Here is a 20,298-nt window from a genome sequence, read left to right on the forward strand (position 1 = left end):
GGATTCCATGTCAAAATTTAATTACAAAAGTTTATACCTTATCTCATTAGCAACGGTTTTAAGTGCCTGCGGGGGCGGTGGTGGCGGTGGAGGATCTTCCGATCCTTCACCTACACCTGATCCAGTGGTTGGTGTTCAGCCAAAACTTGCTGTAGCTAGCAATATGTCTGAGGTGTATATGAGCGATAGCAGTGCTATGCTTGAGATGCAATTTATGGTTGAGGATGTCAATCATTTGCAAGTCAAAGCAGCCAGTCAAAATACGCATTTAACTATTTTAAGCAAAGAAGTGGTTAAAACAAGCTTAGATGATAGTAGTGTAACGATAACAGCAGTTGATAACAGCAGTTGTGTGATTAATAAAGAAATGGCAATGGGTGAGTCCTGTCGCGATACGTGGAATGCGTCAACCTCTGAAGAATCGGATCAGTTTGAAGGTAAAATTATTTATAACACGAATGTGGGAAAGGCAGAGGCAGAGATTAAGCTCACCTTTAAATCACCAGATGATCCTGAGTTTAATCTCGATAAATTTAATATTACCGATATTTCACCTATAGGTACGGGCATGCAAAGCAATGTGACAATTAGTAATGCCACCGCTCGTGCGATTAATAATCCTGAGATTATCTTTCCAGCCGTCATTGACAGCTACATTAAAAATATTCAAGCACCGACGGAGATAAAAAGTGGTCAAAGTGCCAAAATAAGCTTTGAAATGGAAGACTCACAAGCTGCCCTTGATGCATTAAAACAATGGCAAAATGATATGAGTGCCCATAAAGCAGGCTCAAGTATTGAGTATAGAAGTGCGCGTTTTCCAGCACAAGCTTATCAGTTGCAGCCTGTTATCTATCTAGGTTCTTTATCTTTAGCGCTTAATACGCTAAGCAAATTTATTGAGGTTAACGGTAAACTTGAAGCAACTGTTTCTGTATTAAATGTCAGTGGTCAGGATATTGCTGGGATTAATACAACCATGATGCAGGAGGAAAGTGCAATAACAATCGATACAAGTAGTTGTCGTTTTCCATTATCTGCAAATAATAGCTGTTTACTGAAAGTGATCATTGATCCTGATATTGCCAAAGGCGATGTAATACAACAGCATGTTAATATTACGCTGAGCACACCTGATGTGATGTATCGTGATCACACGACGTTAGCGATTAATATTGATAGCAAAACTGAGGTGGCATTATCAACAGAAAGTACTTTGCTTGCCAATTATAATAATCAAATAGCCTTATCAAATACGCGCTTAATCAACTGGGTTGTTTCAAAGCATATTGAGGATTATCGAATTGTTGATGAAGCGGGTAATGATGTAACATCACGATTTGAGTTAAGTGGTGGTATCAAAGCGCCATCATGTTTGACTGTAACCTCTCTATCTAAGGGGCAAAGCTGTTATTTAAGCGTTAAACCTTTAGCGAATGAAACTGGCAAACGCTTATTTTTAAAGTTATTAAATACCAATGCCAATCCAACCAACAATATCACCTTGCCAGATTACAGTGATAGTGGTGTATATCCAAGCGTGGATTTAAATCCCGATACCGTTGTCAAAAATAAAGATCTATCGATTTATTTTACAATTGCGCCACCAGTTAATAAGACTTTTGTCGGTTTTGAACTGGTTGGTGTTAATAAGGTTACTCAAGATGTGGCTTACCCTAATAGTTGTATTAGCGGTGCGCTAGTAAGTGTTGATAGCCCTTGTCAGTTAAAACTTGATATCTCAGGTGACGAGGTTAATACGCCACATTTTAATCCGGAGCTTATTATCCATTGGCAAGATAATACACAGACAACGACTAACATTCATATCAAGGTGGTTGATCCGACTCAGCCAGGCGAGGATGTCAGTGGTTTAGCAGATTTATATCAGTTAGATGCTGCGTTTAATTATGTTGATATTAATGTAGATAATATTGTGATTTACATTAAAAACACAACGGGGAAAGTCTTATCTAATTTTCAGGTGGAGATTTTACCAAATTGGTTGAGTGAATTAATCGATACGTCGTCATTAACACCGATGACACTTGCGAATCATCAAAACGTCGCAATCACATTAGCGTTAAAATCCGGTAAAACAGCAAATGATTTAGTCGCTGTGTTAGAGAGTAACATGTCGGATTTAGCCAATAATGCTCAAACTGACGCTGATGGTGGAAAAGTAGTACGTTTCACAGCAAGCAATTCAGTGAATGACTATCGACCAGAATTAATCGTTGACACCTTCCCGCATATTGTGACGCCATCGAACGAAACAGTTGAGCAAAGTTTAAACCAGATCATGGTATTTGGTAAACCGAGTGTAAAGCATATTGTGATCAATAATCCAACGAGTGATCAATACACTATGAGCTTTGATCAATCTTTACCAATAGAGAGTATTGTACGTGTGACTACTGGCGGGATTAATGGCTTAGCAAACTGTAGTGAGTTTACTACCTTATTAGCGGGAGAAAGTTGCGCACTGATAGTAGAAGCCAAAGTTGATGCCTATAACACACCAGGTAATTATCTAGATGTTATTATGACACCGGTAAACTCGCCAATAACAACACAGACAAAGCTGCATATTAAACCACAGATTAACTATGTTTATTTTCTAATCTACGAGCCAAGTGATCAAGCGATTGAAATTCCTTATGCAGGTGATAAACACTATGATTTACGGATATATAACGATGAAATCTATATTCATTGGCTACCGTCAACAGATTTATCAGACTATGTCATCTCACATAAAGATGGGGCAGCAGGTTTAACCATAACCACACCAGAGCAAACACCAAGTTGTCTTGATGGTGCGCCAGTTGCGAGTAATGAATACTGCTATATTGGTTTATCCGTTAACGACACCGCAGTAGCAAGGGATGATTATGATTTAACGTTAAAAATGGGGCAGAGCAATCTTGCTGTAGATAGTGTTGATATCTCTTATGTTGCTATTGTTGATCATGGTGTGGCAAGTGTCAGTGTAGAGAAAGGTGCTCAAGTGATTAGCAAAGTAGTACCAAACAGTAGTGTTGACGTCGTCATTAGACCTCCTCAAGGTTGGCAGGATCAGGTAACTGCTGATCAAAGTTATACAGTCACAGCAAATAATAGTGGTATGACTTTTCCTAAAGGTAATCAGTGTACTTTATTAAGATCTCAGCCAGAGGCAGCGTGTAAGGTTGAAGTACATATTGCAGAGAGTGTGGCGGTTGGGGAATATGAGTTAACTATAGTGCCAAATACAGCTACAACGCTACCTTTGTCGGAAGCAGTTGTCATTAAAGCTTTGCAGGTGATTAATGAGCAATTCCAGCAGATTTCTGCGGGGACGTATGGAACTTGTGCGCTTAATTCCATTGGTCAAGCTTATTGTTGGGGGAGGGATAGGCTTGGTTTTATTGGAGATGGTACTCCGGAGCAAGGCAAATATCAGCCAACTCCAGTAAAAATGCCAGATAGCGTAGTGTTTACTGCTATAGAATCTAGCGAGGATACTTCTTGTGCATTAGGGAGTGACAATAATGTTTATTGTTGGGGGAGGAATGACTATGGTCAATTAGGCGATGGTAGCATTACTAATAAGTATGAGCCGAATTTAGTGAAAATGCCTACTGAGGTAAGCTTTACGGCTGTATCACTTGGAGGTAGTCATGCTTGTGCTTTAGGTGATGATAATAATACCTATTGTTGGGGGGATAATAGCTCTGGTCAATTAGGTGATGGTAGAACTACTAATCAGTATCAACCGACTTTAGTAAAAATGCCTACTGGGGTAAGCTTTACAGCTATATCCGCTGGAAGTAATTATACTTGTGCCTTGGGTGATAATAATAACGCCTATTGTTGGGGGAGTAATAACTATGGTCAATTAGGTAATGGTATCACTGCTGATAGGGCTCAACCCATTTTAGTGACAAAGCCAAATGGCGTAAGTTTCACGGCTATCTCCGTTGGATCTATTCATACTTGTGCCTTAGGTGATGATAATAACGCTTATTGTTGGGGGTGGAATGGCTATGGTCAATTAGGTGATGGTAGCACTATTAATAAGTTTCAACCCTCCTTGGTAAAAAAGCCAAATGGCGTAAGCTTTACGGCTGTGTTCTCTGGAAATGCTCATAATTGTGCGTTGGGTGATGATAATAACGCTTATTGTTGGGGGTGGAATAGCTCTGGTCAATTAGGTAATGGTAGAACTACTAAGAACCATCAACCGACTTTAGTGAAAGTTCCAGCTGGAGTAAGCTTTACGGCTATGTCCGTTGGACATTCTCATAATTGTGCGTTGGGTGATGATAATAACGCTTATTGTTGGGGGAGGAATGACTATGGTCAATTAGGCGATGGCACAAGCAATAATTCATCGATACCTGTCGCCGTTAAAATGCCGGAATAAGTAAAAATCCCTTTTCTTTAATCACCGACTAAACGTATCAATCACTGACATTACACACTTTTGCTCAATTTCAGTGATTTAACATCATGCCTCAAGAAAATCATAAGGAGGATTCCATGTCAAAATTTAATTACAAAAGTTTATACCTTATCTCATTAGCAACGGTTTTAAGTGCCTGCGGGGGCGGTGGTGGCGGTGGAGGATCCGAAGATCCTTCACCTACACCTGATCCAGTGGTTGGTGTTCAGCCAAAACTTGCCATTGCCAGTAGCGTATCTGAAAGCTATATGAGTGATAGCAGTGCCATGCTTGAGATGCAATTTATGGTTGAAGATGTTAATCATTTGCAAGTCAAAGCGGCAAATCAAAGTACACATTTAAAAATTCTAAGCAAAGAAGTGGTTAAAACAAGCTTAGATGATAGTAGTGTAACTATAACAGCAGTTGATAATAGCAGCTGTGTGATCAATAAAGAAATGGCAATGGGTGAGTCCTGTAGTGATATGTGGAGTGCCTCAACTTCCAAAGAGTCTGATCAGTTTGAGGGAAAGATTATTTACAATACCAATGTCGGAAAGGCCGAAACTGATATTAAGCTCACCTTTAAATCACCAGATGATCCTGAATTTAATATGGATAAGTTTAGCATTACCAATATCTCGCCAATCGGTACGGGGATGCAAAGCGAAATAACCATCAGTAATGCCACAGCTCGCGCGATTAATAACCCTGAGATTATTTTTCCAGCAACTATTCAAGCGTATGTGAAAAATATTCAAGCGCCAATTGAGATAACAAGTGGTCAAAGCGTCAAAATAAGCTTTGAAATCGAGGACTCACAAGCTGCCCTTGATGCACTTAAGCTATGGCAAGAGCAAATGGTAAGTGATCCTAATGCGTTAATTCAATACAAAAGCGCATCTTTCCCAGCACAGATATATGAAGTTAGACCAACGATTTATCTACAAGAGCTTAAACTGGCAACATCCAGTTTGAGCAAATTTATCGAAAGTGAGGGTGTTTACTCTGCCGTTGTATCATTGTTGAATGTCAGTGGCAAAGCCATCAACGATATATCGATCGCTATAGCACCTCAAACGGATGATATCAGTGTTGATTTGTCAACGTGTACTTTGCCATTAGCGTTTAATAAAAGTTGCTTGGTTAAAGTCAGTATTTCCCCTGAGATTGCTCAAAAAGCAGTGGCTGGATACAGTCATGATATAAGCTTTGTCGGGGTGGATATTGCCTATCGTGAGCCAACGATTTTGCAAGTTAATATGCTAAATGATGTCACGCTACAAATTGGACAAAACAGTACCTTTTTAGCAAACTATCAAAACCAAATTGAGATTCAAAATAATTCATTACTGTATTGGCTGCCATCTAATGAACTTCAAGGCTATCAAGTAGTTGATGCCAATGATGAAGTGATTGCATCTGATCGGGTTGAAGTCAGTAATGGCATAAAAACACCGTCGTGTACAGCTGTTACGTCCTTAGCCAAAGGGCAGTCTTGTTACTTGACAGTGAAACCTAATGAAAGTGTTGAAAATGCTCAGTTATTTCTAAAGCTATCAGACACCAATCATGATGCATTGCCTAAGCTGTCGTTACCTAACTACAGTAGTAATGGCATACAACCAAGTAATCAGCTTAATCCAGAGGCGATTGTCAAAGATCGAGATCTTACTGTCTACTATACGATTGCGCCAGCTGTTGAGAAGATTTATAAATCATTTGAATTAGTTGATATCCCAGAAGCGGTAGAAGATGCATCGATTGCAAATAATTGCGTGAGTGGTAGTACAGTAAGTGCGCTGTCGCCTTGTCAGCTAAAGATCAATATTCCGGCAGCAGTAATCACTGATAAAATCTTTGCACCGGATTTACGCATTCATTGGCAAGATGACACAATCGCAGAAAGCAAATTATTCGTTGAAATCAAAGATCCTGCAGCCAATGATGATTTGACTAAATTAAATGAGTTAACGCTTTTAGAGCCATTATCAAGTTATATCGATATCGATCAGGCAAGTCTGCAAATTACGCTCAATAACAATACCGCAAGAGTACTCTCTGGTGTTCAATTAAACTTTAATCAAAGTTGGGTTGGCGAGTTATTTGACTTATCAGTTGTCAGGCAATTACATTCAATTGCTGTGAATGATAGCTATACGCTACATGTGCCATTGCAACAGGGCAAAACGACAGAGGATCTGCATCAAGCTGTAAAAGATCATGCTGATGAGATCTTTAGTAATCATGTTAATGGCGATACTTTGGGGAGTGTGCTTGATATTCATACCAGTAATTCTCTTAGCAAGTATTATCCTGAGTTTCGTGTTGATATCATGCCATACATAGATATGCCGCAAACCCGATTATCACAAGAAATGGACTATCAATTGATTTATACCAAACCAGCGAGTCAGTACGTTAAAGTCACCAATCCAACGATATATAATTATATGATCAGTTTTAATGAGAGTTTACCTAATGGCATAACTCGAGTAATGACTGGAAGTATCGATGACTTAGCAAACTGTAGTGAAATAGGGCAATTAGCTGCGGGGCAATCATGTGCTGCTATTTTTGAAGCCAGCGCAAGCGCTGTAGAATCAAGTGGTAATCATGCTGAGATCATATTAACAGAAGCTGATGGTAATTTACCTAGTACGCTGTTAGATATTAGCTTTAAAACGAATTATGTTTATCAGGTAAATTATGTTATTGCTGATCAACCGCTAGAGATACCAGAAACATCTAGCTTGGCTTTTTATGATATTGAATTAGTCAATAATGAACCGGATGTACAATGGGTTCCATCAATGGATATCAGTGATTATTATCTTTCAGGTAGTTTAGAAGGTCTTGAGATTTTGCCAGCTGCTGAGGGCAAAAATAGTTGTACACTAGGGGCGAGCGTTGCCTTTGGCGAGTCTTGTTATTTACAACTCAGTGTTAGCCAAACAACGCCAGCAGGTGATTATGACCTGCTACTTAATGAGGGTAATAGTAATTTAGCGGGTGATGAGATTAAGGCAGGTAGATTGTCTATTATTAAGAAAGGTAACACCCAGATCAATGTTGTTGATCAATATCAGGATATTTATTTATCTAAAGTTTATTTAAATCAAAGTATTAGGCTCAAAATCACTCCGCCAAGTAACTGGCTTGATTACACCAAAGGTGAAAATCTTGTGTATGAAGCATCGTTTCAAAATGCGCAATCAATGAGTTCACAATCACCGCCTAAATGCACGATTAGTAAATCTACTCCAACGAAACCATGCTATATCTGGCTTGAAGTAACAGCACTTAAATCAGGGTTTACTACCCTTGATGTTAATATAACAGAGGTAGGTTCTGCGAAGATGAAACCTAATATTAAAAACCCTCAATTTTCGATTGATATTCTTAGTGATACTTGGGCATCTGTATCTGCTGGAGGATTTCATACCTGTGCAACAACAAAGGCAGGTTATGCTTACTGTTGGGGACGAAATAATGTAGGTCAACTAGGTAACAAGACGACGGTTGACAGTAATCGTCCTTTAGAATCTGTTACTGTTTACCGAAATTCCCCAAATTTCAATGTTGGAAAATTTAAACGTGTAGAAACTGGGCGCTATCACTCATGTGGTATTAGGCTTGAAGGAGATGTCTACTGTTGGGGTAACAATATAAATATCGAGTCATTCCCAAATCGACAGATAAGTTATTTACCTTATGGTCGCTATGTTACAGGTAAATCTACTGAAGATAGTAGAGAGATTATTGATCTTTCATTAGGTGATGGTGTGAGCTGTCTTTTGAGAGACTATAATGTAGCCACTGGAAAATCCAACGCCTATTGCTGGGGCAAAAATGATAAAGGGCAGTTAGGGCGTTCCTTTGCATCCCCAGAGGGTCATTCTTATGAAAACAGCGTACCTGTGGCATCGCCATATTTATTTTGGGACATTGATGTCGGTTCTGACCATGTTTGTGCCATTCAAAAAGGAGATAATTTTCCAGTGCGTTGTTGGGGGGGGAATGAGCATGGGCAGTTGGGTAGAGGGTTTATCAGTGCATATGAACCTGCATTATCTAGCAATGTTTATACAGACTACGATAATAGAGTGAAACTAAGCCAAACATATAAGGTTTCCGCTGGTTATGGGCATAGCTGTGTTACAGTGTGGGATAGCTATAATATGGTCTTTTGTTGGGGGATCAATATTTTTGGACAGATTGGTAATGGTCAGTCTGGTTACTATGCCCGCGAGGTAGAGGCAAATAGTAGATACTTATATGGTATGGTTGAAGCCGATTCAATTCAAACAGGTAATGAGTATAGCTGTGCTATTGTGAGTACGAATGGTGGTGTTAACTTTAATAAAGTCGCTTGCTGGGGGTCTCCTGGCTTTGGTCAGATGGGTATTAGTAACACCAGTACAAATAGATTAAGCCCTGAAATTGTGATGGATTTTTCTGATAAGCTTCGTGAGATTCATCAGCTGACACTTGGAGAGCATCATACCTGTATATTAGGTGAGTCAAATACAAACCGTGAGATTAATCGCTTATTTTGTACAGGAAATAATCGTTATGGTCAAGTTGGGGGTACTTCACAGGATGTAACGACACCTATTGAGATCCATTATCCACGTTAAGCTAAAGCAAAAAAATTCGATCTGTTAATTTAACGATTGCTATCTATACTTGATGATGTGAATGTTTTTAATTAAAAAGGATATTTAAAATGCAGATGAAAATTCTAACAATAACCATATTAAGCCTGCTAAGTAGCTTATCACTTACAGTGGCTGCAAGAGAAATAACCAAACCTTCAGCAGACTCCAAAGTACCGGTGAATAAGCATCATCATGTTTTAGGTGCGGGTGATAGCAGTGAACATATGGCTTTGGATGAATATGTAATACCCTTGACAACCTTGCAATATGATCCTAAGGGAATTGGACCAGAGCTTGAGATCAAGGCGATTCAGCCGATTACCTATCCTTACCCAAGTAGCCCATCAGAGCATGAAACCATTCCTGAATCTTTGTTTTATATTGATTTGCCGAGGATTGAGACGAGTGTGCCTGTAAGGTATAAAGTTACAGATGTTATAACAACCGACTATTCAGTTGGTGGACTAAATTTTGATGATTTAGAATTTAAAGAAGAAGATAAATTTCAAATGTCACAGTATTTTTATGGATATGAAAGACCTAAATATACTTTACATCTTCCAGAGGGCGCAGAGTATCTAGTATATAACCTAACCGAAAATTATTCAGTAGACAAAAAGCATCCGACAACGGATTACCTACTTAAAGTGGATATGTTTAAACTTGATCAGTTTAAGTTATTACCACAATTTAGTAAGCAAAGTGTCTTATTGCAATATAACGATGAAAATATTAATGTCGTTACAAGAGATGGTGTCAGTTATAGCTTTGAAGTAGGTAAGTCATCTTATTACTCAGTGCTTGATGGTAGTAAATCATGGATGACGAGTACATTTAAGATAATACAATCGCCACAGCTTATACGTATTAAAAAAATGACCAAGCAAGGAAAATCATTTGTTTTTAACTATGGAGATAATGGCAGGATTGAAATTTATAAAGATAGCTTACTGGGCAAAAGAGTTTTTGAGGGTTATCGTTTGGGTGATGAGCGTGGATATTCATATGTTGTAAAAACACAAGGAGATGCTTTTCCCAAAGAGTATAAAATGAACTTTCATTTGTATGAGAAAACACCTGAGGATAAAGAGTATCGGAGCTATTTGTTGCATGACTATTCAATACTTGCTGGCAGCCAAAAAAATGAGAGTGAAAATTACAATTTAACTTATGATCAGATTGACAGATTTAATGATCAACGAGTATATCTTAAAGAAGAGACGTTAAGTGTTGGAGGTGTGAAGTTAAATACTAGTCATATTCTAAGGCAGAAACATAGACCTGATCTTGAGAAAGACCGTTATGTTTATTTGGATACTATTACCTTAAAAACAGAGTTATTTCCTAATTATTTAATTTCTCCTGAACATGCATTTACACTTCGTCAGACTATTCGCACACCTTATGAGCATCAACCTAGCTTAAAGAGTATTATTGCGTACTCATCAAACGACTTGGAATCAATCGAACTTGAAGGGAAGATGGCATTACATCCAGTAGCAACTTACCCTGAAAATGTGCCTGAAAAATTTATTGCTTCTGCAGTATGTAAGAACATCTATACTAAGATGGAAAATAACCCAGATTCATTAGCAAGAGCTGCTTCATCAAACGTAAGGATATACTGTCAGGATGGCAAGCTATCTTTAGAGAAGTTCGAAGATACACATTATAAATATAACTATTCAAATTTGAGTTTTTCTCAAGGGGGCGATGGTAAGTACAAAGATGATCTTGAGAAGCTTTTATTAGAATACACTTACTTACCCGTTGGTGTTGAAGATAGTGCTTGGATGAATCCAATACAAATAACCCAAAAAAATAAAGAAGGTGATGTGGAAACAACGAATGAGACCCATTTTAAATATCAACGTTGTGACAAAAATTCCTCGATCTTATCTCCAATGAAATCGATTTGTGTAAGTGAAGAGATGGTTAAAACCACTTCTAATAAGACAAATTATGCTGCTTGGAATATCAAAGAATATACAAATTTTACCACGCCAAGTAGTCAGCATAGCAACGCATTGCGGTTACCACAAAAGACACAAAATAGCAGTTGTATAACAAATGCTGGCGTTGCAAAGCCAAGTAATTGTAATTTATATTCAAGCATTATAGCGGCTGAATATAACTATATGGGGGATAATTTTGGTAATTATTTCCCCGTTATGACGTGGAATAAAGAGGCAACAACTTACTATAATGGCAGTCAACTGTCTGATGTTGATAATGCCTATGCCAGTTATGTGTATGAGAAAAATTCCAGTAGTCAACTCTATCCATTATTACAAACCACATATGAAAGTACTCAAAATAGCCAACCTGAATTAGGCAAACAGGGACTAAAAACCGAGGTGCATTATGTCACATATGCCGATAATAGTTATGATCTTTATCAGGATATTGCCAGTTTGCGTACGACAAACTATGAAAATGGTGCACCGAATAAATTATCTAAAACAGGTTGGGAGCATTATAACAGTAAAGGGGTTTTGCAATACTCCGTAGAAAAGATGGATTTTAGTTCAGGTGACGCATCTTCAACGGAAGATAAGTACTTTGTTACTTATTATGAATATGATGGATGGGGCAGAGTGATCAAAGAAATGAATTATCCAGCAGTCAGCGCAAGTCAGGTGGGTACACGTCAAGGCGATTATCATCAATCGATTAGCTATGTGTATGAGCCAAGGGTAACCACCATAAAATCATATGCCGGAAGTGAGCTCGTTGCCACAAGGAAAGAATATTTTGATGGTTTTGATAATTTGGTGAAAGTAGAAGCCAGTGTTGATACGATGCCTGATAAATTGGTTACCATGCAAGAGAATTACTATGCGTTTAAAGATACTTTAATGCAAAGCGTTCAGTATGATTATTCAGATTATCAAGAAGGAAAGGCAAATCCTAAAGTGCAATATTATATTAGTAATTTCTATTTTACTGAGCAGGCTGAGCAAAATGCTATACAGAACTCAGATGGCACAATGAATTTTGTTTATAGCTATCCTGATGCTTCCATTGAATTTAGTTTGCTAGCAGATACCAATAAGTCACCAATTCAAACACGTGCTTTGCTGCCTAAAGGTAAGTTTTTAGAGAGTAAAAATCGTCCTTCTTTCTGTTATATTCGAAGTAAAGAGCAGATTTATGGTAGCCAAGGGGCTACGGTTGATTTCTACCCATGTAAAATTGATGGATTTGAATTCGTCATAGCACCTGAGCTTATCAATGAAAAACATTATCAAAGCAAAACACTTGCTTTTGTTTTAGATAAAAATAAACAATATAGCTGCTATCCAGCTGGCTCATCAGGCTTAAAACAGCAGCCTTATATAACTGATTTGGCAGCGATGAATCGATTTATATCACCTGTTGATAAGGGGCTGCCTCCTGATGTCAGTGGGTTAAAAGATTTCATTATGGATAAAGTGCGTAATGGTCAATCATTGATACCTTATGGTTTAGTTGCACAGAACAAAACAATAAGCAATGTGCTTGGTCAGCCTTTAGAGATTTTCAGCAGTGTTGATGATGGTTATTGTGCACATACAGCGGATAATCTGCACTTATCCCAAAGCTATAGCTATATTGACAAAAGCGATATTTCAGGAACAAACGCTGCTTATGCAAAACAACTGATAGGTGAAATTAAAGCGCGTCATGCTTACTCACCCTCTAATGCGACAAAACCTTTATTTAGTGTTTACTATAGCTATGATCAGAACTTAAATAATAATGGTTTTTATGTTCAAGCGAACATCGATGGGCAATTAAAGCGTTACCATTTAGGCTATCAGCAAATCAATGACTTAGGCTTAATCACGAAGCAGTCGACTGGTGTGGGTACGATCAATGATATAGATTTTGGCAAGGTGATTGAATATATTTATAGCCCATCAACCGCCGTATTAAAAAGGACTGAGTTACCACAAGCAGATGGATATAATATTAAAAGTTTTATTAAGAGTTATGATGCATGGGGAAATCCAACAAAAACGGTAATGCAGAAACAAAAATCATACTTCTCTACCCTGGAAGAAACCGTTGAATCAAGCTTTGATCAGAAATATAATCTCCCTGTCTCGATAAAAAATGAGCATGCCGAGCATCGTTTTGAGTATAGAGAAGCAGGTGCTTTAAAATCAGCTCACTATCAAAATAAAGATAATAAAACTATCATGGCAGAGTTTATTCCAAGTTATAGTACACAAGATATTGCAGGGCTGTTGATGGCAAAGCATCAGCTGGTGACACCTAACTTTAATGCAAGCAATAATTTAAGCTCACAAAATGGTCTTATCAGGAAACTCGAGAGTAAGGTTCTTGACAAAGCGTATGCCAAAAAACTCGATGTTGAGCTAGATTATGACTACAAAGCGGATGGCACTTTAAAGAATATCAACACATACAGAACTAATGAAGATAGTAATAAAATTAATGAGATGGAGTTTGCTCTGCAAGAAGGAGATCTCAATACCGCATATCAAATCAAGTATCAAAATATTAATCATTACTTCCACAAACAAGAAATAAATTTTGAGCAATATTATTCGCGCTCAGGCTTATTGTTACAACAGTTAATCACGGTTGATGCAAACCCTGTCGCTACGTATTTATATGCTTACAATGCAGAAAATCAACTGTCACAGTTCGAGTGTGAAACAAATCATATGTATAATTTTTGTCAGATCAATACAATGGAGTCAGAAGAGCCAACAAGCTTTAGCAATCTTAGAATATGGTATGACTACAATAATTTAGGACTTTTACAGTCAGTGAATATTAATAATCAACAGACTTTAGGTTATGACTACAATTCAGAAAATCCTTTTCAGCTAAAATCAATCAGCACAAGACAAACCCCAGTAGTCAACTTTAGTTACAATGAGTTAGGTCAAGTGACACAAATTGATAAAAAAGACCCTCAAGACAAACATCTCTCAACGACACAGTTAAGCTATAACTTAGCTGGAAATGTAATTAATTATAAGAAAACAGGTTATCTTGCCACTGAGTTAGAGTATCACTATGATCCTTTAGGATACCAATTGGCAGAGATTGGTAAGTCAGGGGTTAATAAGAATCAATCTAACTATAATATTTTTATTCAAGGTAACTTAGTGTCACAATATATTAATGGTAAAGAGAAGCTGATTGTCCCAGGTGGTGCCGTAGTGCAAGATCATACTAACAATGGCTTATATTACGCTGCCAATATAACCAATGGGCAAACACAATATGGTAGTTGGGCAAAGGGCGAGTTACAAAGTTTGCTTACTTATCTTCCGTTTGGGGCAAGTTATAGCGCGATAACGGCAAAACCGCGTTCGCATGATTTAGATGTCAAAAACAATACATTTGGATATAACCTGCAAAGGGATGATCAGGCAACCGGTATTCAGTTTTTAGGCACAACGTATAATCGACCTTATGACCCCGAGTATCGCGTATTTTTATCACCAGATAGTGCATCACCGTGGGGAGCAGGTGGTTTTAGTCCTTATGCTTACGTTAATAATGATCCGGTAAATAATTTCGATCCAACAGGGCATTATTTACAACCTATTTCAGGGGGGGATCGTGTTGCTGATGCTGGAAACATTATCGCAATAACGGGTGGGGTGTTAATGTTGCTGCCCGGAATGCAGTATATTGGTTTAGCAACGATGCTGTCAGGTGTTGCCACAGCAGCTACTGATTATGCTGCTTCAGGCGAAACAGATGCTGCTGCAAAATCAGTGTTGAGTGCTATTCCTGGAATGGGTGAGGCGATAATGATAGGCGACACCGTTGAAACCGCTCAGCAAATTCAAGAAGGTAATATTGGTAATGAAGCAGAAGCCATTGGACAGTTAACTCAGATGTGGGCAATGACAGTTGCGACAACGGTCGGTGGTGCAGTTGCTGGCAGTAGGGGAGTCAAAGGAGAGGCGGCAGCATCTTCTGAAGTAGCGCCAAAGAGTCTGGCTGAAGTGGCACCAAAGAGTCTGGCTGAAGTGGCACCAGAGAGTTTGTCTGAAGAATCTCGATCAGAATTGGATACTATAGAAGAAGTGCCTGAGAGTATGGAACATGAGGCTGTATACAATTTACCTTTGGAAAAATCAGGTAGTGCATTTCTTAACATCGTTCGACATGCAGGGGATAAAAGCTCTCTCCATGAGATCTTAGCATTTCAAATCAATAAGGATTTATCGAGAGGTTTTAAAATACATTTGCAAGATATTACCTATGATAAAAATAATCTTTTAACCGCTGACGATATAGCAAAGCATCCAAAGGTTGCTACTTCTTTTCAAGGAGGAATTTTTGGTCATTTTTTTAATGAAATGAATGGAGCTCACGTGCCAGCGATAGATGAGGTAGTTAACAATGCATTTAGTGAAGACGATATTTCAGTGCCTAGAGATGATTTTATAACAAACCCTGTACAAGGCAACAATATTAGCTTTAACATAGAAGGAGAAACAGTTACTTTGGTAGATAGCGACATGCAGCTTATGATGATTGAGATGAAAAACCCTAATAATAATATGAGCATTGCAGGAGAATTTCGAGCTGAGATTACCAATATCGATTTCAATGCGTTAAGATCTGGAGCTAATGCTAAGGGACAGACAGTGTTTTTGATTCCCTATGATTATACTTATAAATTTACTCCCTATCCCCACTAGTTTGCGGGCGGTATATATCGATAGAAATATTTAATTGTTTATCGCTTCGCTGTTAATTTCACGATTGGCATCTATACTTCATATAATCATTGATATAAAGGATGATATAAGATGGACAATGAAGATGTTCAGGTTTTACGCTTGTTACTTACTGGCGCTAAGGTAACAGAGGTTGGTGAGCAAATTAATTTATCGCAACCGGCGGTAACTGCACGCATTAATAAGCTTAGAAAGTATTTTGATGATCCGCTATTGGTGCGAGATGGTAAGGAGATGGTGCTAACTGCTAAAGCACTGTCGCTTAGCAATGCGATAACGCGCTTACATGAAAGTATTCAAAGTCTTTATCCTATTGAGCATTTTGATGCTAAAAACACACCGAGTATTATTAATTTGTATATATCTGATGGGCATTACTATTTTTGTTTTGATAGAGTATATTGATGCAATTTATGAGGTCAGTGATTTGCATGAAGTGCGCATTACGGTATTCCCATTAGAGTCAGGTATTGAGGGGCGATATGATTTTCAAAACGCCGACATTATTATTGGCACGGTGTATCCAATAAAAGGCTTTACTCAGGAAATTATTGCTTGGGATCAGTATCAATTGGTTCATCAGGTGAGCTCTTTAAAAAATACTAAAAAAATAACGATGCAGCAGTATGTGAAATTACCACATGTTGTATTTGCTAGAGAGGATGAGAGCAATCCATTTTTAGAGTATTTATCAAGACCGGATCCTAGAAATATTAAATTGCGTACCAACAATATAAACGTTGCTTATCCACACCTTGCTCAAGGGAGATGTGTAGCAACGCTTGGTGAGTCTTTTGCCAAAGAGCATGGATTGGCGTACTTGCCATTACCTTTTTTTACACCCGAGATTCCGATTGCATTGTCATACCCAAATTTCTTACAGATTGATGCTAAAAATCGTTGGTTAAGAAATCTATGTGCCAAAGTTATCCGCACTAAAGCTCGTGCGCTTAACTTAAAGCTTGGAGTATAAATCTTATGGACATAAAAGATTATCTTGTATTACAAACCTTAATTACTGAGCGCAGTCTTAGTAAGACAGCGAAACTTATGAATATGTCACAGCCTGGCGTGACCTTGCGTTTAAATAAAATACGCAATGAGCTTAAAGATCAAATATTGGTGCGCAATGGTCATAATATGGAGCTTACGGCAAAAGCACATGCGATATTGTCAACCTTGCAGCAAATTAATCATGAGTTTGTTGCTATCTTGCCAAATTTACAGCAGTTTGATCCATATAAAACACCCGCTCAGTTTACCATCCATGTTATTGAAATTGCTTATGATGTTATTGCTGAGCGCTTGATCAATGAAATACAGCGCTACAACAAAGATCATGTGATCTCGCTACAGATTTTTCAAGGAGTCTATAACTACGAATATGTACATCAATTTGATAAAGCAGATGTTATTATCGGCTTCTATGAACATTTATCAAATTTTGGTGTTAAAGTCATTGCTGAAGATGGTTTTGTTTTAGCTTATGATCGTTACCCATTGCCACAAAAAGCAATTGATTATGAGACATATATCAACTTACCACATGTTGCCCATAGCATTAATAGTGATGACAACCTATTTGTTCAAACCTATTTAGGAGTTCCCGATCCAAGAAATATAAAGTTAAGATGTGCAAGGATTGATCGAATCGTCTCACTGTTAAAAGATCGATATGTGGCAACTTTACCTTTAAACTACGCTTTATATAAAGGGTTAAATGTTGTTCCTTTACCATTTGAAACAGCGAAAGTGCCAGTAACGTTCGCTTATCCTAAACGTCTTGAGCATAATGTGCAAAATAGATGGCTTAGAGAGCTGTGTGAAAGGGTGTGTTTAGAATGTATCAATGCGTTGTAGTATTTTCCATTAATGAATACGATTGCATTTTGCCATTTGCTTATAGGTAACTCTAGTGAGTAACGCCAAGCAAAATACAAGGCAAAAAATCTGTAAAATAATTGACGATGGGTATATAATCGCGGGCAGTTTTTAATGTGGTGATGAGTGTTTCCTGTATGCAAGATATACATAAGCATAGATTGTTGATTTTAGATTTCGGTTCGCAATATACCCAATTGATCGCGCGTCGTGTGCGTGAGATTGGCGTGTATTGTGAGATTTATCCTTATGATGTTGATGTGAGTTTTATCAAAGACTTTGCTGCCAGTGGCATTATTCTCTCAGGGGGTCCTGAATCAGTTAATGAATCAGTACATGTCAGAGCACCTGAATGTGTGTTTGAATTAAATGTCCCTGTACTAGGTATTTGTTATGGCATGCAAACCATGGCACACCAATTCGGTGGTGAGGTTGCCTCATCTGATAAACGCGAATTTGGTTATGCCAAGATTGAGATCAGTAAAGTAACCCCTTTGTATGAATCAGTACCGCAAACCCAAGATGTGTGGATGAGCCATGGTGATAAAGTGGTTGATCTGGGCGATGAGTTTGAAGTAATTGCATCTTCTGAAAATGCACCGATTGCGGCGATGGCACATAAAACAAAGCCATATTATGGTGTGCAATATCATCCAGAGGTAACACATTCTGCTTATGGCAAAGAGTTGCTTGAAAACTTTGCCTTTAAAATTTGTGGCTGTGAAGCGTTGTGGAATCCTGCAAGCATCATTGAAGATGCCGTGCAAAAAATCAAAGCACAAGTTGGATCTGATGAAGTCGTTTTAGGCTTATCAGGTGGTGTTGACTCATCTGTCGTTGCTGCCCTTTTACATAAAGCCATTGGCGAGAAATTAACCTGTGTATTTGTTGATACTGGGTTATTGCGCTTGCATGAAGGTGATCAAGTCATGCAGACATTTGCTGAAAATATGCATGTCAATGTTGTGCGTGTTAATGCAGAAGGAAGATTCTTAGCAAAGCTTGAAGGGGTTAATGACCCTGAGAAAAAGCGTAAAATTATCGGTAATTTGTTTGTTGATATCTTTGATGAAGAATCAGCTAAGCTTAAAAATGCTAAATGGTTAGCACAGGGCACGATTTATCCTGATGTGATTGAATCAGCAGGCAGTAGCAGCGGTAAAGCGCATGTGATTAAGTCGCATCATAACGTGGGTGGATTGCCTGAAGATATGAAGCTTGGGCTTGTTGAGCCGTTAAGAGAGCTTTTTAAAGATGAAGTACGTAAAGTGGGCGTTGAACTAGGTTTGCCATATCGTATGGTGTATCGTCATCCATTCCCAGGTCCTGGTTTGGGTGTGCGTATCTTAGGCGAGGTCAAAAAAGAGTATGCTGATATCTTGCGTCAAGCTGATGCCATCTATATGCAAGAGCTAGAAAAAAGTGGTTACTATGATAAAGTCAGTCAGGCGTTTGCTGTGTTCTTACCGGTGAAGTCTGTTGGTGTGATGGGTGATCAACGTAAATATGATTATGTTGTTGCCTTAAGAGCGGTTGAGACCATTGACTTTATGACGGCGCGTTGGGCGCACTTGCCTTATGAATTGATTGGACATATTTCCAATCGAATTGTTAACGAGGTCAAAGGAATCTCACGTGTGGTATATGACGTTACAGGCAAACCACCAGGAACAATTGAGTGGGAATAATCAAAATAATTAAATAACTAAATAATACTGTGTTGCTGTTTTAGATTGGTTAACGCCGTTTTTGTTTTCTTTAAGCGCTGAGCTGCACGTTGTTCATTCAATCTTGCGTAGTTATACACCAAAAAGTCAATAATTGTTAACTGCTTTAATCTATGTGCCATTGGTACAAATAACCCCGTATCAACTTGTTTTTTGATATTCAAACGCACGCTTGCTGTTTGGTCAACCGGTGAGCCTGGGTCGGTAATGGTGATTACTTTTGCACCATTGCTGCGTGCTAGCTTGCATAAGCTAATCAAGGCCTCTGATTTACCACTATTAGAAATGGCAATAATTGCGTCCCCTGGTTCTAAAGAGCCGATTGCCATTGCTGACATATGCATATCAGGATAGTAGCCAACTTTTGGCATCATTCTAAAGAGTTTATGAAAGCTATCAAAAGCAGTGCAGTTTGATGCACCAAAGCCGCAAACAACGACTTTATTAGAGTCAATTAGAATGTTTGTCGCTAACTCAAGCTGCTCGTTGTCAATTTCTCGATCGACATTGGCGAGTGCTGCACGCGCATATTGAGCAACCTTATCTTTAACAACAGCAGTAGAGTCATCAAGCTTTATATCAATCGATTCATTGATTTTTCCAAGGGCTAATTCCTCAGCAAAGCGAATCTTGAATTCTTGAAAACCTTTGCAACCCACCGCACGACAAAAGCGGACGATTGTTGGTTCACTCACACCAACATTATGTGCAATTGTCGTGATGTTTAACGAAGTTGCCTCATGGCTGTTATCGATAATCCAATTTGCAACCTTTTGCTCAGATTTTCTTAATTTAAACTCCCCATTTTGAAGTTTTTCTAACATTGTTTCATCATGTCTCACGCTTTTGTACCCCTAAGTTGCCGCGGTGTCACTGCATTTTTA

The 20,298-nt window shown here is 38.4% G+C and carries 8 protein-coding genes; 7 read left to right on the forward strand and 1 reads right to left on the reverse strand.

Going from position 1 to position 20,298, the window contains the following annotated elements; all coding sequences use genetic code 11:
• Window positions 1-7 precede the first annotated feature (7 nt).
• From F3D68_RS06755 to guaA, 7 genes are all read left to right on the forward strand, one after another.
• The gene (locus F3D68_RS06755) at window positions 8-4,408 is read left to right on the forward strand and encodes an RCC1 domain-containing protein (RefSeq protein WP_151193687.1); all 4,401 of its coding nucleotides are present in this window, start codon (window positions 8-10) and stop codon (window positions 4,406-4,408) included.
• A 116-nt stretch (window positions 4,409-4,524) separates the two neighbouring features.
• Window positions 4,525-9,066: an RCC1 domain-containing protein gene (locus tag F3D68_RS06760; RefSeq protein ID WP_191092737.1), complete on the forward strand. Its 4,542-nt coding sequence runs from the start codon at window positions 4,525-4,527 to the stop codon at window positions 9,064-9,066.
• A gap of 89 nt (window positions 9,067-9,155) precedes the next feature.
• The gene (locus F3D68_RS06765) at window positions 9,156-15,767 is read left to right on the forward strand and encodes an RHS repeat domain-containing protein (RefSeq protein ID WP_151193689.1); all 6,612 of its coding nucleotides are present in this window, start codon (window positions 9,156-9,158) and stop codon (window positions 15,765-15,767) included.
• Between the two features lie 111 nt (window positions 15,768-15,878).
• Window positions 15,879-16,211 (forward strand): LysR family transcriptional regulator, encoded by a 333-nt coding sequence (locus F3D68_RS06770; protein WP_151193690.1) that lies wholly within the window; start codon window positions 15,879-15,881, stop codon window positions 16,209-16,211.
• A complete protein-coding gene (locus tag F3D68_RS06775) occupies window positions 16,174-16,779 on the forward strand; it encodes a LysR substrate-binding domain-containing protein (protein WP_191092738.1) in 606 nt (201 codons plus the stop codon). Before F3D68_RS06770 ends, F3D68_RS06775 begins: the two co-directional genes overlap by 38 nt.
• A 5-nt stretch (window positions 16,780-16,784) precedes the next feature.
• The gene (locus F3D68_RS06780; protein ID WP_151193692.1) at window positions 16,785-17,666 is read left to right on the forward strand and encodes a LysR family transcriptional regulator; all 882 of its coding nucleotides are present in this window, start codon (window positions 16,785-16,787) and stop codon (window positions 17,664-17,666) included.
• A gap of 158 nt (window positions 17,667-17,824) precedes the next feature.
• The gene (gene guaA / locus F3D68_RS06785; RefSeq protein WP_151193693.1) at window positions 17,825-19,375 is read left to right on the forward strand and encodes a glutamine-hydrolyzing GMP synthase; all 1,551 of its coding nucleotides are present in this window, start codon (window positions 17,825-17,827) and stop codon (window positions 19,373-19,375) included.
• Window positions 19,376-19,392: 17 nt separating this feature from the next.
• Here guaA and F3D68_RS06790 read toward each other — a convergent pair whose 3' ends face one another.
• Window positions 19,393-20,238, reverse strand: a complete 846-nt coding sequence (locus F3D68_RS06790; RefSeq protein WP_150468900.1) for a MurR/RpiR family transcriptional regulator — start codon at window positions 20,236-20,238, stop codon at window positions 19,393-19,395.
• Window positions 20,239-20,298 lie beyond the last annotated feature (60 nt).

Origin of the sequence: Cysteiniphilum sp. JM-1 (assembly GCF_008711525.1) — a bacterium.
Lineage (GTDB): Bacteria > Pseudomonadota > Gammaproteobacteria > Francisellales > Francisellaceae > Caedibacter.